The following is a 15282-nucleotide window of genomic DNA, read 5'->3' as shown; positions in this document are numbered from 1 at the left end:
CGAGTGTCTTGCGAAGCCCCGCGGGACGGGGTGCCGGCACGCTCGCCGTGCCCGCGGAAACGCTACCGTGCGTGGACAAGCGCGCGGTGACGAAGGGTGGATTCAGCAGGTATGACGCACTCCAGGACCCGGTCCGGGGACCCGCGCACACTGGCCGACGTGGAGGAGCAGCAGCTCCTGGACACCGTGCTGCCGCGCTTCGCGAGCAGCGACGACGTGCTGATCGGGCCGGGCGACGACACTGCGCTGTTGCGGGTCCGCTCCGGGGCGGCGCTCGCGACGACCGACACCATGGTGCTCGGCCGGGACTGGCTGGATGAGTGGTCCGACGGCGCCGACGTGGGGCACAAGCTGGTGGTGCAGAACGTCGCCGACATCGCCGCGATGGGAGGCCGCTGCACCGGGTTGCTGGTGACGCTCGTCGCTGGTGAGGAGACGCGGTTGGACTGGGTCGCGGACTTCACCGCCGGTGTCGCCGACGCGGCGCAGGCCGCCGGGACCGTGGTGGTCGGCGGTGACCTGTCGTCCGCGCCCGCCGGCACCAGGATGGTCAGCATCACCGCGCTCGGCGAGCTCGACGGCGTCGCTGCTGTCCTACGGTCGGGTGCTCGGCCGGGCGACGACGTGGCCGTGCACGGCAGCCTGGGACGGGCAGCCGCCGGGCTGCTCCTCCTGCAACGTGATCAGCCGGACAAGGACGCGGATCTGGTGCTCGCGCAACGCCGTCCGCGCACGCCATACGACCAAGGGCCGGTGGCTGCACGCGCCGGGGCGACCGCGATGCTCGACATCTCGGACGGTCTGTTGCGCGATGGTGGGCGGATCGCCCACGCGAGCGGCGTCCGGATCGACCTCGACCCGGCGGCGCTCGCCGGCGACATACAGCAGCTGGCCGGCGCGGTGGGAGTCGCCGACGCCGAGACCTGCGTGCTCACCGGGGGAGAGGAACACTGTCTGCTCGCGTGTTTCCCGAGCGGTTCGGTGCCGCCGGAATGGCGCGTGATCGGCGTCGTTGCGCCCGGATCAGGCATCACCGTCGGAGGCCGGGAGCACGCCAGCGTGGGTTGGGATCATTTCGGTTCGGCAAAGACCGACTGAAACGCTCAACACCGAACGTTGGAACGTGTCACCTGCGGAGTAGTGTCTGCGCAGTCGCGCACTCCCGTTGCGTCCCGTCGAGTTGCTTCGATGGCCCCACAGAAAGCCGTAGGTGCCCCCATGCACATGGATTCGTCCGCGTTGAGACTCGATGCCGGACCGGTCGACTACATCCTCATCGCGCTCTACTTCGTCTTCGTCATCGGAATCGGTCTCGTTGCCCGCCGTCAGGTGTCCAGCAGCGTCGACTTCTTCCTGTCCGGGCGATCGTTGCCCGCGTGGATCACGGGCCTGGCATTCATCTCCGCGAACCTCGGCGCGACCGAGATCATGGGTATGTCGGCCAGCGGCGCGCAGATCGGTATGGCCACGTTCCACTACTACTGGATCGGCGCCATCCCGGCGATGCTGTTCCTGGCAGTGGTGATGATGCCGTTCTACTACGGCTCCGGCGTGCGCAGCGTGCCGGAATTCATGTTCCGCCGCTTCGGATCGACGGCGCACCTCGTGAACGCGATCAGCTTCGCGGTGGCACAGGTGCTGATCGCGGGCATCAACCTCTACCTGCTGGCGACCATCGTCAACACGCTGTTCGGGTGGAGCATCTGGGTCTCCACCGTCATCGCGGCGATCATCGTGCTCTCCTACATCACCCTCGGCGGACTGTCCGCGGCGATCTACAACGAGGTGCTGCAGTTCTTCGTGATCGTCGCGGCACTGCTGCCGCTGACGCTGATCGCGATGCACAAGATCGGTGGCTGGGGCGGCCTGAAGGACAAGCTGCACGCGCAGAACTTCGCCCACGACCCGATGCAGTCCTGGCCCGGCCAGGGGCTCACCGGCTTCAGCAGCGCGACCCTGTCCGTGATCGGCATCGTCTTCGGTCTCGGCTTCGTGTTGTCCTTCGGCTACTGGACCACGAACTTCGTCGAGGTCCAGCGCGCGATGGTCAGCAAGGACATGAACTCCGCTCGTCGGGCGCCGATCATCGGCACCTTCCCGAAGATGTTCATCCCCTTCATCATCATCATTCCCGGTATGGCGGCCGCCGGCCTCGGCGCATTCTCCGGATCGGGCACGCACGACTACAACAACGCGCTGCTCTTCCTGATGCGGGACCTGCTGCCGAACGGTCTGCTCGGTGTCGCCATCGCGGGCATGCTCGCCGCGTTCATGGCCGGTATGGCGGCCAACATCTCCGCGTTCAACACCGTCATGTCGTACGACATCTGGCAGACGTACGTCGTCAAGGACCGCGACGACAAGTACTACCTGGACTTCGGACGCATCGCGACCGTCGTGGCGACCGTGCTCGCGATCGGTACGTCGGCGTTCGCCAGCCAGTACAGCAACGTCATGAACTACCTGCAGACGCTGTTCGGCTTCTTCAACGCACCGTTGTTCGCGACCTTCATCCTCGGCATGTTCTGGAAGAAGATGACACCGACCGCCGGTTGGACCGGTCTCGTCGCCGGAACACTCGGAGCGGTCGTCGTCGGCATCCTGTCCGAGGATGCGCTCGGTTCGCTGTCGGTGGGTGCACTCAGCCTCAGCGGTCAGGGTGCGAGCTTCGTCTGTGCCGGTGCGGCATTCGTGGTCGACATCGTCGTCAGCGTCGTCGTCACCGGGTTCACCGTCCCGAAGCCCGACTCGGAGTTGCGTGGCCTGGTGAAGTCGCTGACCCCGAAGGAGGACCACGCCGAGGACGCAGTCGCCCACTGGTGGCTGTCGCCGCCGAAGCTGGCCGGAGTCTCCCTCGTCCTGGTCATCATCCTCAACGTGGTCTTCCACTGACCGGCTGCCCTGAAAGGAGCTGAAGAGTCATGACTGCTGAAACAACGAACGCCCCGCGGAAGCACACGGCCGGCCTGTTCGACGTGCGCAACATCATCGCGGCGCTGATGGGCATCTACGGCGTGGTGCTGTTCATCATGGGCCTGGTCAACTTCACGGCCGATGACAAGCGCAAGGCCGACGACGTCAACCTGAACCTGTGGTGCGGGCTCGGCATGTTCATCTTCGCCGTGCTGATGGCCCTGTGGGCCTACCTGCGACCGATCGTGGTCGACGAGGTCGAGCTCGAGCGGGACAAGGCTGCCGCAGAGCTGAGCAACCCCAACCTCTCGAAGGACGACTGACTCCTTCGCCGAGAGGCTCAGAACGCCGACAGGCTTACCCATGGGTGAGCCTGTCGGCGTTCTGCTGCGTCGGTTGATGCTTCGTGGCCCTCCGGCATACAAAAACGGGCCGTCCCCATAGGGACAGCCCGTTCTGAGAGCGAAGAACTCAGCTCAACGCTTGACTTTGCCGGCCTTCAGGCAGGAGGTGCAAACGTTCAGACGCTTCGGGGTCACACCGGCCTCGCCCACCAGCGCCTTGACGCGCTGGATGTTGGGGTTCCAACGACGCTTGGTGCGGCGGTGCGAGTGCGAGATGTTGTGACCGAAGCCGGGTCCCTTGCCGCAGACGTCGCAGGTGGCAGCCACGGTGAATCTCCTTGGATAATGGTTGAAAACGATCCGGCCCGAAGGCATGCCGCAAGGCATGGCGCAAACGGGAACCGCACAAGAGTAGCCGAGGCGGTGCCTGGTCTCCAAAACGGGCCACCCGGCCTATGACTAGGCTCGGGGTGCTCCGCGCCGCCGACCGGAAAGGTATCCAGCGTCTCATGCCGCTCGCCCACCTCGATCTGGCAGCGCTGCGCCGATGGGTCATCACCGCACGCGCCGATCTGGCGGCCTACGCGGAGGCATTGAACGCCCTGAACGTCTTCCCGGTCCCCGATGGTGACACCGGCAGCAATTTGCTGATGACGATGAGCGACGCGGTCGACGAACTGGACCGACGGGCACCCGAGGACCTCGTCGCCGCGACCGCGGCCATGGCCGACGCCACGTTGACCGCCGCACGTGGCAACTCGGGCGTGATCCTCAGCCAGCTGTCCCGTGGGGTGAGCGAGGTCGTTGCGGCAGCCGGCGGCCGGGAGATCGGTGGGAGCCAGTTGGCGGAGGTGCTCGCGCGAGCGGCCCAGCTGGCGCAGGACGGCGTCTCCGCTCCTGTCCCGGGCACGATCCTGACTGTGGCGACCGCGGCCGGCGAGGCTGCGACCGAAGCCGCCGGAGCGGCAGCGGACCTGGCCGGCGTCGTGGACGCCGCCGTGAAGGGTGCCGGTGACGTGTTGTTGCGCACCCGGATCGACAACCCGGTGCTGTCTCGGGCCGGTGTTGTCGATGCGGGGGGTGCCGGCTACCTGCTGGTGCTCGAGGCGTTGCAGCGGGTGGTCCACGGCGCGGGTGGGCTGGCCACGACGGCCGGTGAACAACCCGAATGGCTGCGGATCAGCAGGACCGGTAAGGGTTCGGTGGAACTACCCGTCGACTGCGGTGATCATGCTCCGGCGGACGGCCCGTCATACGAAGTGATGTTCCTGCTCGACGGGACGACCGAGACCGCGGTCGGTGATCTGAAGGCGACCTTGCACGACCTCGGTGATTCGCTCGTGGTCGCCGGAGGGCCGGACCGCTATTCCGTCCATGTCCACGTCGACGACGTCGCGGCGGCGGTCAACGCAGGCGTCGGGTCGGGGCACGCACACCGATTCCGGATCACCCGGTTCGCCGATCATCGATCGGAGGAGCCGCCCGACATCGCGGTGCTCGCCCTCGCACACGGTCAGGGGGTGGCGCATCAGTTGCAGCGCGCAGGGATCCCGACGGTGACCGACTGGACCGACGAGGTGGCGTTGAGCGCGCGGCTCGGACGATCGGGCACCTTGCTGCTGTGTGCAGCTCCGGACGCGTATGACGCCGCGCAGGCACTCGGACCCGAGCACGATGTCGTCGCCGTCGGACGCGATTCCGCGCAGGCGATCGCTGCGGCAACAGTGCTGGACACCGACGCAGATTTCGAACAGCTCTGTGCCACGGCACGTGATGCGGCGGCCGACGTGCGCAGCAGCCGGATTGTCGGTGACCCGGGGGATGATGCACTGATGGGGCAGATCCGAGAGCTGATCCACAGCACGGGCGAGGCGGAGCTGGTCACTCTGGTGACCGGCGACGGCCTGGACGCGGAGCGGATCGACGGTCTGCTGAACGCCGTTCGGCGGGAACACCCCTCGGTGGACGTGACGCATGTCGCCGGCGGGATCGGCGAGCCGTTGCTGACCATCGGGGTGGAGTAGGTGGTGGTGATCACCCGCAGCAGCTCGCTCAAGCCCGTCGTCGGAGCAGTTGCCACCAAGCTGGAGAAGGCACGTGGCCTGCGCACGGTCGGTGACCTGCTCGACTTCCTGCCGCGTCGTTATCTCGACGCGAGCAAGAGCGGTCGGCTGTCCGACTTCCATCCTGGCCAGGATGCCGTGCTGGTGGCGACCATCGTCTCCGCGCAGACCCGCCCGATGCGCGGTCGCAAGGGCAAGATGCTCACCGCAGTGCTGCAGGACGCCGACGGGCAGCAGGCCTCACTCGTCTTCTTCAGCGCATGGGGACACGAGGAGCGACTGGTGTCCGGCGCGCACGGTGTGTTCCGCGGCAAGATGCAGACCTACGGGCACACGCTGCAGTTGGCACATCCCGAATACACCCTCTTCACCGGAGGGGAGACCGACCCGGTCTACCGGGGTGGGCTGATCCCGCTCTACCCGGCGGTCAAGGGCGTCACGGACATGCAGCTGACCCAGACCATGCGGTTGGTGCTCGAGCAGGTCGAGTTGGACGACCCCGTGCCCGACGAGGTCCGCCATGACCGCAAGCTGCTGGATCTGCGCTCGGCATACGAACACGTGCACCTGCCGCACCAGGACGCCGACTGGGGGCGCGGCAAACGCCGTCTCCGGTATGACGAAGCGCTCGTCGTCCAAACCGTCCTGGCGCAACGGCGAGCGCAGGCACGCCAAGAGGAGGCCACCCCACGCAACGCCGTCTCGGGTGGGCTGCTCGAGGCGTTCGACGCGCGACTGCCGTTCCAGTTGACCGACGGCCAGCGAGAGGTCGGTGAGCAGATCGCCCACGACATGGCGCAGGGCCACCCGATGCACCGGCTGTTGCAGGGTGAGGTCGGCTCGGGAAAGACGATCGTCGCGCTCCGCGCGATGCTCGCGGCGATCGACGCCGGCGGTCAGGCAGCGCTGCTCGCGCCCACCGAGGTGCTCGCCCAACAACATGAGCGGTCCATCAGCGCGATGCTCGGAGAGCTCGGCCAGGCCGGCATGCTCGGCGGTGCCGACAACGCCACCCGGGTGGCGCTGTTGACCGGTTCGATGACCAAGGGGCAGCGCGAGAAGGTGCTGCTCGACGTCGCCACCGGCCACGTCGGGATCGTCGTCGGCACACACGCGCTGATCCAGGAGCACGTGATGTTCGCCGACCTCGGCCTGGTGGTCGTCGACGAGCAGCACCGGTTCGGAGTCGAACAGCGGGATGCCTTGCGCGCCAAGGCGATTCGACCGCCGCATGTTCTGGTGATGACCGCGACCCCGATACCGCGGACGGTTGCGATGACGGTGTTCGGTGACATGGACACCTCGGTGCTGCGTGAGCTGCCGCGTGGTCGGCAACCGATCGCCAGCCATGTCGTCCCCGGCAACCGGGCCAACTGGATGACCCGCACCTGGGAGCGTGTCGCCGAAGAGGTGCGGGCGGGGCATCAGGCGTATGTCGTCTGCCCGCGCATCGGCGACCCGATGGACGCATCGCTCGAGGTGAGCGTCGATTTCGACGGCGAGCCGCCGGTCGACTTCGAGGCGTATGACGAGGGTGAGGAGCCCGAAGCGCAGCGGGAGCTGACCGGCGTGCACCAGCAACTCGAGCGACTGCGCGGCGAAGAGTCGTTGCAGGGCCTGCGGATCGAGATGCTGCACGGACGGATGTCGGCCGAGGACAAGGACGCCGTGATGCAGGCGTTCGGAGCGGGCGACATCGATGTGCTGGTTTCGACCACGGTGATCGAGGTCGGTGTCGACGTCCCGAACGCGACCGTGATGGTCGTTATGGATGCCGACCGATTCGGCATCTCCCAGTTGCACCAGTTGCGCGGTCGCGTCGGTCGTGGCGACGCGGCCGGGTTGTGTCTGCTGGTGACCGAAACCGAGAACCCGGCGACGGTGGAACGCATCGAAGCCGTGGCTGCGACGTCCGACGGGTTCCGGCTGGCCGACCTCGATCTCTCGCTGCGCCGCGAGGGCGATGTTCTCGGCGCCTCGCAGAGTGGCACGCGCAGCCAGTTGCGGTTGCTGCGGCTGAGTCATCCCTCCGACGTGGAGTTGATCGACTTCGCCCGCGAGGACGCGACGGCGATCGTCGCGACCGACCCGGACCTGACCGGCCATCCGCGGTTGGCACAGCTCGTCGCCGACCGGCTCAGCGAGGAACAAGCGGCGTTCCTGGAGCGCGGATGACGCGCATCATTGCCGGTGTCGCCGGCGGCCGCCGACTCCTCACCCCGCCCGGCTCCGGCACCCGGCCCACCTCGGATCGGGTCCGCGAGGCCGTCTTCGGGCGCCTCGAGCACCTCGACGCGATCGCCGGCGGGCATGTCGTCGACCTCTATGCCGGCTCGGGTGCGCTCGGGCTGGAGGCGGTGTCGCGCGGCGCCACGTCGGCGCTGCTGGTCGAATCGGACCGCAAGGCCGCCGCGACGATCGACAAGAACGTTCGTCATCTCGGGCTCGCGGGCGTTCACGTCCGTGCCGGCACCGTCGAAGCGGTCGTGAGTGGTCCGTTGTCGCCACGGGCGGATCTGGTGTTCATCGATCCGCCATACGCCGTGACCGATGAGGCGCTGGCCGAGGTGCTGGCCCGCCTGGTCGAGCACGGCTCGTTGGCCGTCGACGCCATACTCGTCGTCGAGCGGTCCAGCCGGTCCGCCGAGCCGGTGTGGCCGGCGGGCATCGAGTTGATCGGACCCCGGCGCTACGGCGAGACCACCTGCTGGTTCGCGGACTACGTCCCGGAGGGCGAAACAGCGTGAGTCCGGTAGCTTGCCTGATATGAGTGGCAATCCCCAGCGGTGTGTGTGCCCGGGCTCCTACGACCCGATCACCAACGGTCACCTGGACGTCATCAGGCGGGCGAATGCAATGTATGACGACGTCGTCGTCGCCGTACTCCACAACACCGCCAAGCAGGGCACGTTCAGCCCGGAGGAACGCGTCGAACTCATCGCCGCGGCGACCGCCGACCTGCCCAACGTGCGGGCGCTGGCCTTCGGTGACCGGCTGATCGTCGATGTCTGCCGAGAGCTGGACGCAGGGGTGCTGGTGAAGGGCATTCGCGGACTGACCGACTACGAGTACGAACTGCCGATGGCGCTGATGAACCGCGAGATGACCGGCGTCGAAACCCTGCTGCTGCCGGGTGATCCGGCATACACGCACTACTCGAGCTCGCTGATCCGGTTGATCGCCCAGCGCGGCGCGGATGTCCGCGCGATGGTGCCCGAGCCGGTGCTCGCTCCGTTGCTGGACAGGCTGCGGCCAGGCGCCGGCGGGAGTGCCGGGGACGAGTGACGGCGCCGGTTTGGGCGACGGGCACGTTACCCGGTAACCTTGCTCTTCGGTCTTGTCGTTCGAACGTGAGACCGTGCCCTGTCTCCTGCGAAACACACTTTGATGCATACCGATACGCGACGCCCGCTGGCCCTTGACACCAAGGAGCTTCCGAGGCGACCCGGCGGGATGCTGGAGGGTGAAGTGCAGGTGGCGGCACCTGAGCACTTCGGCACCGACGTGATCAGCGTGCCGGAAGGTCAGCCGATGACCTTGCGGTTGCGTCTGGAGTCGGTGATGGAAGGCGTTCTGGTGACCGGCACGGTGCACGCCACGGCGACCGGTGCTTGCGTGCGGTGCCTGGAGCCCGTCGATCTTGCGATCGATGTCCCGTTTCAGGAGCTGTTCGCCTACGCCGATCGCGCCGCCCACCACCGCGAGGTGGAGGACGGCGACGAGGAAGACGTGCACGAGCTGGACGGCGACCTCGCCGACCTGGAGCCCGTGCTGCGGGATGCGGTGGTGCCTGCACTGCCGTTCCAGCCGGTATGCCGGGAAGACTGCCCGGGCCTGTGCTCCGAATGCGGAGCGCTGCTCGCGGACGACCCGACGCACCATCACGAAGTGATCGACCCCCGGTGGTCGGCGCTGGCACAGCTTGCCGGCGGCGACAACGACACCGACAACGACGAGAAGAGGAATTGACGTGGCTGTCCCGAAGCGGAAGATGTCGCGCTCGAACACCCGGTCCCGCCGCGCGCAGTGGAAGGCGACGCCGGTTGCGCTGTCGACCTGCCCGCAGTGCAACGCGCCGAAGCAGTCGCACGTCGCCTGCCCGGCGTGCGGTACCTACAAGGACCGTCACTACAGCGCCGCGGAGCGCACCGAGCACCAGGCCTGACGGCCTCTTCGACGACGTGAGCCCCAGCAAGCGGCAGCGTCCCGAACACGCACAGCGGCCCGTCGCCGACCTTGCCCGGATCCTCGAAGAGCGATCCGGCCAGGTTGTCGACGAGTCGCTGCTCTCGCGTGCGCTCACACATCGGTCGTTCGCCTACGAGAACGGCAGCATTCCGCACAACGAACGCCAGGAGTTCCTCGGCGACGCGGTGCTTGGTGTGGTCGTGACCGATCACCTCTATCACGAGCACCCGGACCTGCCCGAGGGTCAACTGGCGAAATTCCGTGCGGCAGTGGTCAATTCGCTCGCGCTCGCCAAGGTCGCCCGACAGCTCGAGTTGGGGGACTTCCTGAAGCTGGGCCGTGGCGAGGCGACCACCGGCGGACGCGACAAGGATTCGATCCTGGCCGACACCATGGAAGCGGTCATCGGGACCGTCTATCTGTGCAGTGGCATACCGGGTGCGACTGCGTTGATCCACAGCCTGATGGACACCCTCATCGAGCAGTCGGCGACCCTCGGAGCTGGCCTGGACTGGAAGACCTCCCTGCAGGAGATCTCGTCCGCGCTCGGACTCGGCGTGCCGTTCTACCGCGTCGAGGAGGACGGCCCCGACCACGACAAGACCTTCACAGCCACCGTGCTGATCTCCGACGAGGAGCTTGGGAAGGGCGTCGGCCGCAACAAGAAGTCGGCCGAGCAGCAGGCCGCCGAGATCGCCTGGAAGGCACTCAAGGCACGCGCCGACGCTGCGGAGAAGACGGCCGCACGCAGGCCGAACCCGTCGGACTCGGAAAGCACGTCGGACTCCGAGAGCGCGCCGCGCGCCGGACGTGCCTGAGCTACCCGAGGTCGAGGTCGTCCGACGCGGTGTGGCTGCCCACGTCGTCGGGCGATCGCTGGACGACGTCCAGCTCTTCGGTCACCGCGTCGCGCGGCGACATGTCCCCGGGCCGGTCGATCTGGCCGATCGCCTGCGCGGGCGGGCGGTCACCGGCGCCCGACGTCGCGGTAAGTACCTCTGGCTGGAGCTGGACGGCGCTGCGGAGGCGCTCGTCATACATCTCGGGATGAGCGGACAGCTGCTCGTCGAGGCTCCCGACTCACCTCGGGAGAAGCACGCGCACGCAGTCTTCGACCTGTCCGACGGACGGCAGTTTCGGTTCGTCGACCAGCGCACCTTCGGCGGTTTGCAGCTGGTCGCGTTGGTGCCGGATCCGTTCGGGCCGGGCACGGTTCCGGAGATCATCGGGCACATCGCTCCGGACCCGCTGGAGGCAGCGTTCGACCAGCAGGCGGTCGGTCGGGCGATGCGGCGGCGTCATACCCAGGTGAAGCGCGCGCTGCTGGACCAATCGCTCGTCTCGGGGATCGGCAACATCTATGCGGACGAGGCGCTGTGGCGCGCGCGGCTGCACGGGGAGCGTCCGACCGAGCGACTCACCGCCGCTGCGGCGCGTGAGGTGCTCGGGCACGCAGCCGAGGTGATGACCGAGGCACTGGGCCGCGGCGGTACCAGCTTCGACAGCCTCTACGTCGACGTCAACGGAGCAAGCGGCTACTTCGAACGATCGCTGAATGCCTATGGGCGGCAAGGCGATCCGTGTCGACGCTGCGGCACGTTGATGGTTCGTGAGTCCTTCATGAACCGATCGTCGTTCAGCTGTCCGCGGTGTCAACGACGGCCGCGCGTCCGCGGCTAGCCGCACTGGGATTAGGTTGCTGGCATGACTGCTCTGCAACCACAGACCCTGCCGACCGCCGACGCTGCGCTCGAATGGGTCGAGCGGACCTGTGATGGTGGCCTCGACCAGGCCCGCTCGCTCGTGGCCGCCTTCAAGAAGACGCCGCCCACGGGTGCGCTCGAGACGCTGCACGCCTGGAACGACATCCACGTTGCGCTCGCCGGCGCGGCCGGTGTCGCCGGCGTGTATGCCGAGGCGGATCCGAACTCCGCGGTGCGCGACGCGGCCGAGCGCGCGATGCAACGGTTGGACGCCTATTCGACCGAGCTCGGCATGGACGGAGACCTGTTCGCGATCCTGTCGGGGGTCAAACCGGCCGGACTCGACGCGTCGGCGCAGCGCTTCCTGGACCACACCCTGCGCGACTTCCGCCGCAGCGGGGTCGACCGTGATGAGCAGACCCGCGCGCGGCTGAGTGAGCTCGCCGAACTGGAGCTGAAGGCCAGCCAGGAGCACAGCAAGAACATCCGCGAAGGCGTGCGGACGATCACCGTGCCGCCGGAGGCGCTCACCGGTATGCCGCAGGACTGGCTGGACGCGCACCCGGTGGGCGACGACGGACTGGTCACGGTGACGACGGACTACCCGGACGCGATCCCACTGATCACCTTCTGCCAGGACCCCGGCACCCGTATGGCGATGACGCTCGAACGACTGAACGTCGCCTGGCCGGCGAACGACGCCGTGCTGCAGCGACTGCTCGAACTGCGCGCGGAGCACGCGAAGCTGCTCGGTTACGAGACCTGGGCAGACTTCGATGCAGAAGTGAAGATGATCGGAAACGCTTCTGCCATCGGCGAATTCATCGACAAGATCACGTCGGCTGCTGCCGACAGCGCCCAACGGGACAAGGCGATCCTGCTGCAGCGACTGCAGCAGGACGTGCCGCAAGCCACGGACATCTCCTCGCCGGACCTGAGCTACTACTCCGAGTTGGTGCGCAAGGAGCAGTACGCCGTCGACGCGCAGCAGGTGCGCACGTACTTCGCGTTCGAGAAGGTCCGGCAGGGTCTGCTCGACGTGACGGCCCGGCTCTTCGGGATCTCGTTCGAACCCGTCAACGCCGTCACCTGGGACGCGGAGGTGGCGTCATACGACGTGCTGCGTGAGGGGGAGCGGATCGGCCGGATCCACCTCGACCTGCACCCGCGGGACGGGAAGTACAAGCACGCGGCGCAGTTCGATCTGCGTGGGGGCCTGCGCGGCCGGCAACTGCCGGAGGGCGTGCTGATGTGCAACTTCGGTCGGGGCCTGATGGAGCACGACGAGGTCGTGACGCTCTTCCACGAGTTCGGGCATCTCATCCACCACGTGCTCGGTGGTGATCAGGAGTGGATCAGTTTCAGCGGCGTCGCCACCGAGTGGGACTTCGTCGAGGCGCCGAGTCAGATGCTCGAGGAATGGGCCTGGGACGCCGACGTGTTGGCGACCTTCGCCACCAACGAGGCCGGAGAGACGATCCCGGCGGACCTCGTCGCGAAGATGCGTCGTGCGGACGACTTCGGCAAGGGATTCCAGGCACGCACCCAGATGTTCTACGCAGCGCTCTCGCTGAACCTGCACCTGCGTCGGTATGACGACCTGACCGCCGTCGTACGTGACCTGCAGGGGCAGTACTCCGTCTTCCCGTACGTGCCGGACACACACTTCCACGCCGCGTTCGGACACCTGGACGGGTACAGCTCGGGCTATTACACCTACATGTGGTCGCTGGTGATCGCGAAGGACATGTTCAGCGCGTTCGACACGGACGACCTCTACGACGCCGAGGTCGCGGGTCGCTATCGCGACAAGGTCCTGGTCCCGGGTGGGAGCCAGGACGCGGCCGACCTGGTCGCCGACTTCCTCGGCCGGCCCTACACGTTCGACGCCTACGCGGCATGGCTGGCTGAGTGAGCGAGCGCCGTCCACGAGCGATCATCGTCGGCATCGGGACCGAGTCGTCGTCGTTCGCGCCGCACCGAACGTCGTTGGCGGACTTCGGTATTCGGGTGGGATCGCGGGTGTTGGAGCGCTTCCCGGGACTTGTGGCGGGGCGGTTCGGCCAGGTCGATTTCGTACCAGGGCCGGTCGCGCGGGCACTGCCCGGTGGCCCGCTCCTGCGTGCCACGTATGACGCTCTGCTCGAGCAGGTGCTGGAGGCAGTGCGACAGGGTGCGCCCTGGGACGGGGTGCTGCTCGACATCCACGGAGCGATGCTGGTCGAGGGGCTCGACGATGCCGAGGCGCACCTGGCCCGACGCGTACGGGATGCCGCCGGCGGCGCTGACGTCGTGCTCGCAGCCGCGATGGACCTGCACGGGCAGGTGTCACGTGACTTCGCGGAGCTGGTGGAACTGCCGACGTGCTATCGGACGGCGCCGCACGTGGACGAGGCGGAGACGAGGGATCGCGCAGCCGGGCTGCTCGCCCGTGCGCTGACGTCCGGTGTGCATCCGTCGCGTGCCTGGTGCCGGGTTCCGGTCGCCCTACCAGGGGAGAAGACGTCCACCCGGGTCGAACCCGCGGCGTCGCTCTACGGATCGCTCGACGATCCGCCCGAGAGTGTCTGGGACGCGGCTCTGTGGGTCGGATACGCGTGGGCGGACGAGCCGCGGACCTCGGCGGCAGTCGTGGTGACGGGGGATGACCCTGGCGCCATACGGCGTGAATGTGAGCGGCTGGCGGGCGAATTCGTCGCTGCTCGTGACGATTTCAGGTTCTGCGGTCCGACCGGAACGCTGTCGTGGGCGTTGGATGAGGCGTTCGCAGCGACGGGCGGGCCGTTCTTCGTCAGCGACACCGGCGACAACCCGACGGCAGGCGGATCCGGTGATGTGGCAACGACACTCGCGCAGCTACTGGCGGACCGGAGAGTGACCGGCGGCGCGGACGACGCCGTCTGGACCGCCCTCGTCGACCCGGACGGTGTGCACGCGGCGCAGCGCGCCGGCGTGGGCGGTGGCTTCGAGGAACTGGTCGGTGGCTGCTTCGGCTGGCCGGCGCGGGTGGAACTCGGGGGCGTCGTGCGGACTCTGGTGAGCGACGCGTCGGGCGACCTCGCGGTGATCGCCGTTGGCCGGTTGCAGGTGGTGCTGACGACGCGGCGGACGCCGTTCCACACCGTGGCGGACTACGCGCGTATTGGCGTCGACCTGACGCGAACCCGCCTGGTGATCAACAAGATCGGGTACCTCGAGCCGGAGTTGGAGCGAGCCAGCAATGGCTGGGCGATGGCACTGACCGACGGTCCGGTCGACCAGCGGATCGACCGGTTGCGCTTCGTGCGCACCCAACACCCACTGCATCCGTTCGATGCGATCGAGGATGGTTGGCGGCCGGAAGTACAGCTCTTCGACGCCGGTCAGTGAGCGTGGACCAGCTCGGCAGCGGCGCGAACGAGATCGGCACGGACCGGTTGGTCCCAGCTACCGGCCGCCCGCACCACCCGGCCCAGATGTATGCCGTGGGCTCCGGCGGCGAGGAGCGGCGGCAGATTGTCGACGGTGACGCCGCCACCGATGAGGAGACCAGGTGCCAGGCTCGGATCCGCCAGCGCGGTCGCAAGACGTGGGAACCCGCTGTCGACCCCGCCGGCGTCGCCGGCCGTCAACACCTGATCACATCCGGTGAGCTGCAGCGCGGCGGCGACCGCCGCCAGCAGGTCCGGCGCATCGTCGACAGCGCGGTGGAAGGTCCACCGGCGACCCGCGAAGGCAGCGATCAGCTGCTCGAGGACAGCATCCGGCATACCGTCTTCATCGACGGCTCCGCACACGAATTCTGTTGCCATCGGTAATGATTCGACATCGGCGACGAGTGCGTCGATGGTCTGCTGCGCCAGGCGATGTGATTCGGTCCGACGGATCATGACCCGCACAGGCAGGTCGGTCTCGGCCTGTACGGACGCGACGACGGCAGGGGAGGGCGTCATACCTCCGAGGTGCGGGGCAGCGATCAGCTCCAGTCGGTCGGCGCCCCCGTCAGCGGCAGCGCGCGCGTCAGCAGTGTTGGTCACGATCACTTCGAGAGTCCGGCTCATGGGTCCCATTGTGGGCCGCGTCGCCGACGCC

The 15282-nt window shown here is 67.7% G+C and carries 15 protein-coding genes; 13 read left to right on the top strand and 2 right to left on the bottom strand.

The features are described 5' to 3' along the window. The first annotated feature begins 111 nt into the window (after positions 1–111). The 3 genes from thiL (at position 112) to ACZ50J_RS15655 (ending at position 3236) form a co-directional block, all read left to right on the top strand. Positions 112–1098 carry a thiamine-phosphate kinase gene (gene thiL / locus ACZ50J_RS15665; RefSeq protein ID WP_464298082.1) on the top strand — a complete coding sequence of 329 codons (987 nt, stop codon included), beginning with the start codon at positions 112–114 and terminating at the stop codon, positions 1096–1098. 126 nt (positions 1099–1224) lie between these two features. Then, positions 1225–2892 carry a sodium:solute symporter family protein gene (locus ACZ50J_RS15660; RefSeq protein WP_464301360.1) on the top strand — a complete coding sequence of 556 codons (1668 nt, stop codon included), beginning with the start codon at positions 1225–1227 and terminating at the stop codon, positions 2890–2892. A 29-nt stretch (positions 2893–2921) separates the two neighbouring features. Continuing rightward, entirely contained in the window at positions 2922–3236 is a 315-nt protein-coding gene (locus ACZ50J_RS15655) for a hypothetical protein (RefSeq protein WP_464298081.1), read from the top strand. A gap of 153 nt (positions 3237–3389) precedes the next feature. On the opposite strand, the gene rpmB is transcribed toward ACZ50J_RS15655, so the two are convergent. Continuing rightward, on the bottom strand, positions 3390–3584 hold the full coding sequence (rpmB, locus tag ACZ50J_RS15650; RefSeq protein ID WP_166118878.1) for a 50S ribosomal protein L28: 195 nt from the start codon (positions 3582–3584) through the stop codon (positions 3390–3392). Positions 3585–3766: 182 nt separating this feature from the next. Here rpmB and ACZ50J_RS15645 point away from each other — a divergent pair, with 182 nt between their 5' ends. From ACZ50J_RS15645 to ACZ50J_RS15600, 10 genes are all read left to right on the top strand, one after another. Continuing rightward, positions 3767–5281, top strand: a complete 1515-nt coding sequence (locus ACZ50J_RS15645; RefSeq protein ID WP_464298080.1) for a DAK2 domain-containing protein — start codon at positions 3767–3769, stop codon at positions 5279–5281. Further along, the gene (locus tag ACZ50J_RS15640; RefSeq protein WP_464298079.1) at positions 5282–7495 is read left to right on the top strand and encodes an ATP-dependent DNA helicase RecG; all 2214 of its coding nucleotides are present in this window, start codon (positions 5282–5284) and stop codon (positions 7493–7495) included. It begins immediately after the preceding gene. Continuing rightward, positions 7492–8067, top strand: coding sequence for a 16S rRNA (guanine(966)-N(2))-methyltransferase RsmD (rsmD, locus tag ACZ50J_RS15635; protein WP_464298078.1), 576 nt, complete (start codon positions 7492–7494; stop codon positions 8065–8067). Before ACZ50J_RS15640 ends, rsmD begins: the two co-directional genes overlap by 4 nt. A 19-nt stretch (positions 8068–8086) precedes the next feature. Beyond that, positions 8087–8605: a pantetheine-phosphate adenylyltransferase gene (gene coaD / locus ACZ50J_RS15630; protein WP_464298077.1), complete on the top strand. Its 519-nt coding sequence runs from the start codon at positions 8087–8089 to the stop codon at positions 8603–8605. A 102-nt stretch (positions 8606–8707) separates the two neighbouring features. Further along, complete coding sequence (locus ACZ50J_RS15625; RefSeq protein ID WP_464298076.1) at positions 8708–9289, top strand: YceD family protein; 582 nt, start codon at positions 8708–8710, stop codon at positions 9287–9289. Between the two features lies 1 nt (position 9290). Then, entirely contained in the window at positions 9291–9485 is a 195-nt protein-coding gene (gene rpmF, locus ACZ50J_RS15620; RefSeq protein WP_325550474.1) for a 50S ribosomal protein L32, read from the top strand. Positions 9486–9501: 16 nt separating this feature from the next. Next, complete coding sequence (gene rnc / locus ACZ50J_RS15615) at positions 9502–10326, top strand: ribonuclease III (protein WP_464298075.1); 825 nt, start codon at positions 9502–9504, stop codon at positions 10324–10326. Then, a complete protein-coding gene (mutM, locus tag ACZ50J_RS15610) occupies positions 10319–11188 on the top strand; it encodes a bifunctional DNA-formamidopyrimidine glycosylase/DNA-(apurinic or apyrimidinic site) lyase (RefSeq protein ID WP_464298074.1) in 870 nt (289 codons plus the stop codon). Before rnc ends, mutM begins: the two co-directional genes overlap by 8 nt. A 24-nt stretch (positions 11189–11212) precedes the next feature. Continuing rightward, entirely contained in the window at positions 11213–13126 is a 1914-nt protein-coding gene (locus tag ACZ50J_RS15605) for a M3 family metallopeptidase (protein ID WP_464298073.1), read from the top strand. Further along, positions 13123–14580 (top strand): M81 family metallopeptidase, encoded by a 1458-nt coding sequence (locus ACZ50J_RS15600; protein ID WP_464298072.1) that lies wholly within the window; start codon positions 13123–13125, stop codon positions 14578–14580. Before ACZ50J_RS15605 ends, ACZ50J_RS15600 begins: the two co-directional genes overlap by 4 nt. On the opposite strand, the gene ACZ50J_RS15595 is transcribed toward ACZ50J_RS15600, so the two are convergent. Next, entirely contained in the window at positions 14574–15251 is a 678-nt protein-coding gene (locus ACZ50J_RS15595) for a copper homeostasis protein CutC (protein WP_464298071.1), read from the bottom strand. The two genes, ACZ50J_RS15600 and ACZ50J_RS15595, sit on opposite strands and share 7 nt — an antisense overlap. Positions 15252–15282 lie beyond the last annotated feature (31 nt).

Source organism: Flexivirga sp. G2 (assembly GCF_055397625.1).
Note: the sequence above shows the minus strand (reverse complement) of the source record. Positions and strands in the feature narration are given on the sequence as shown.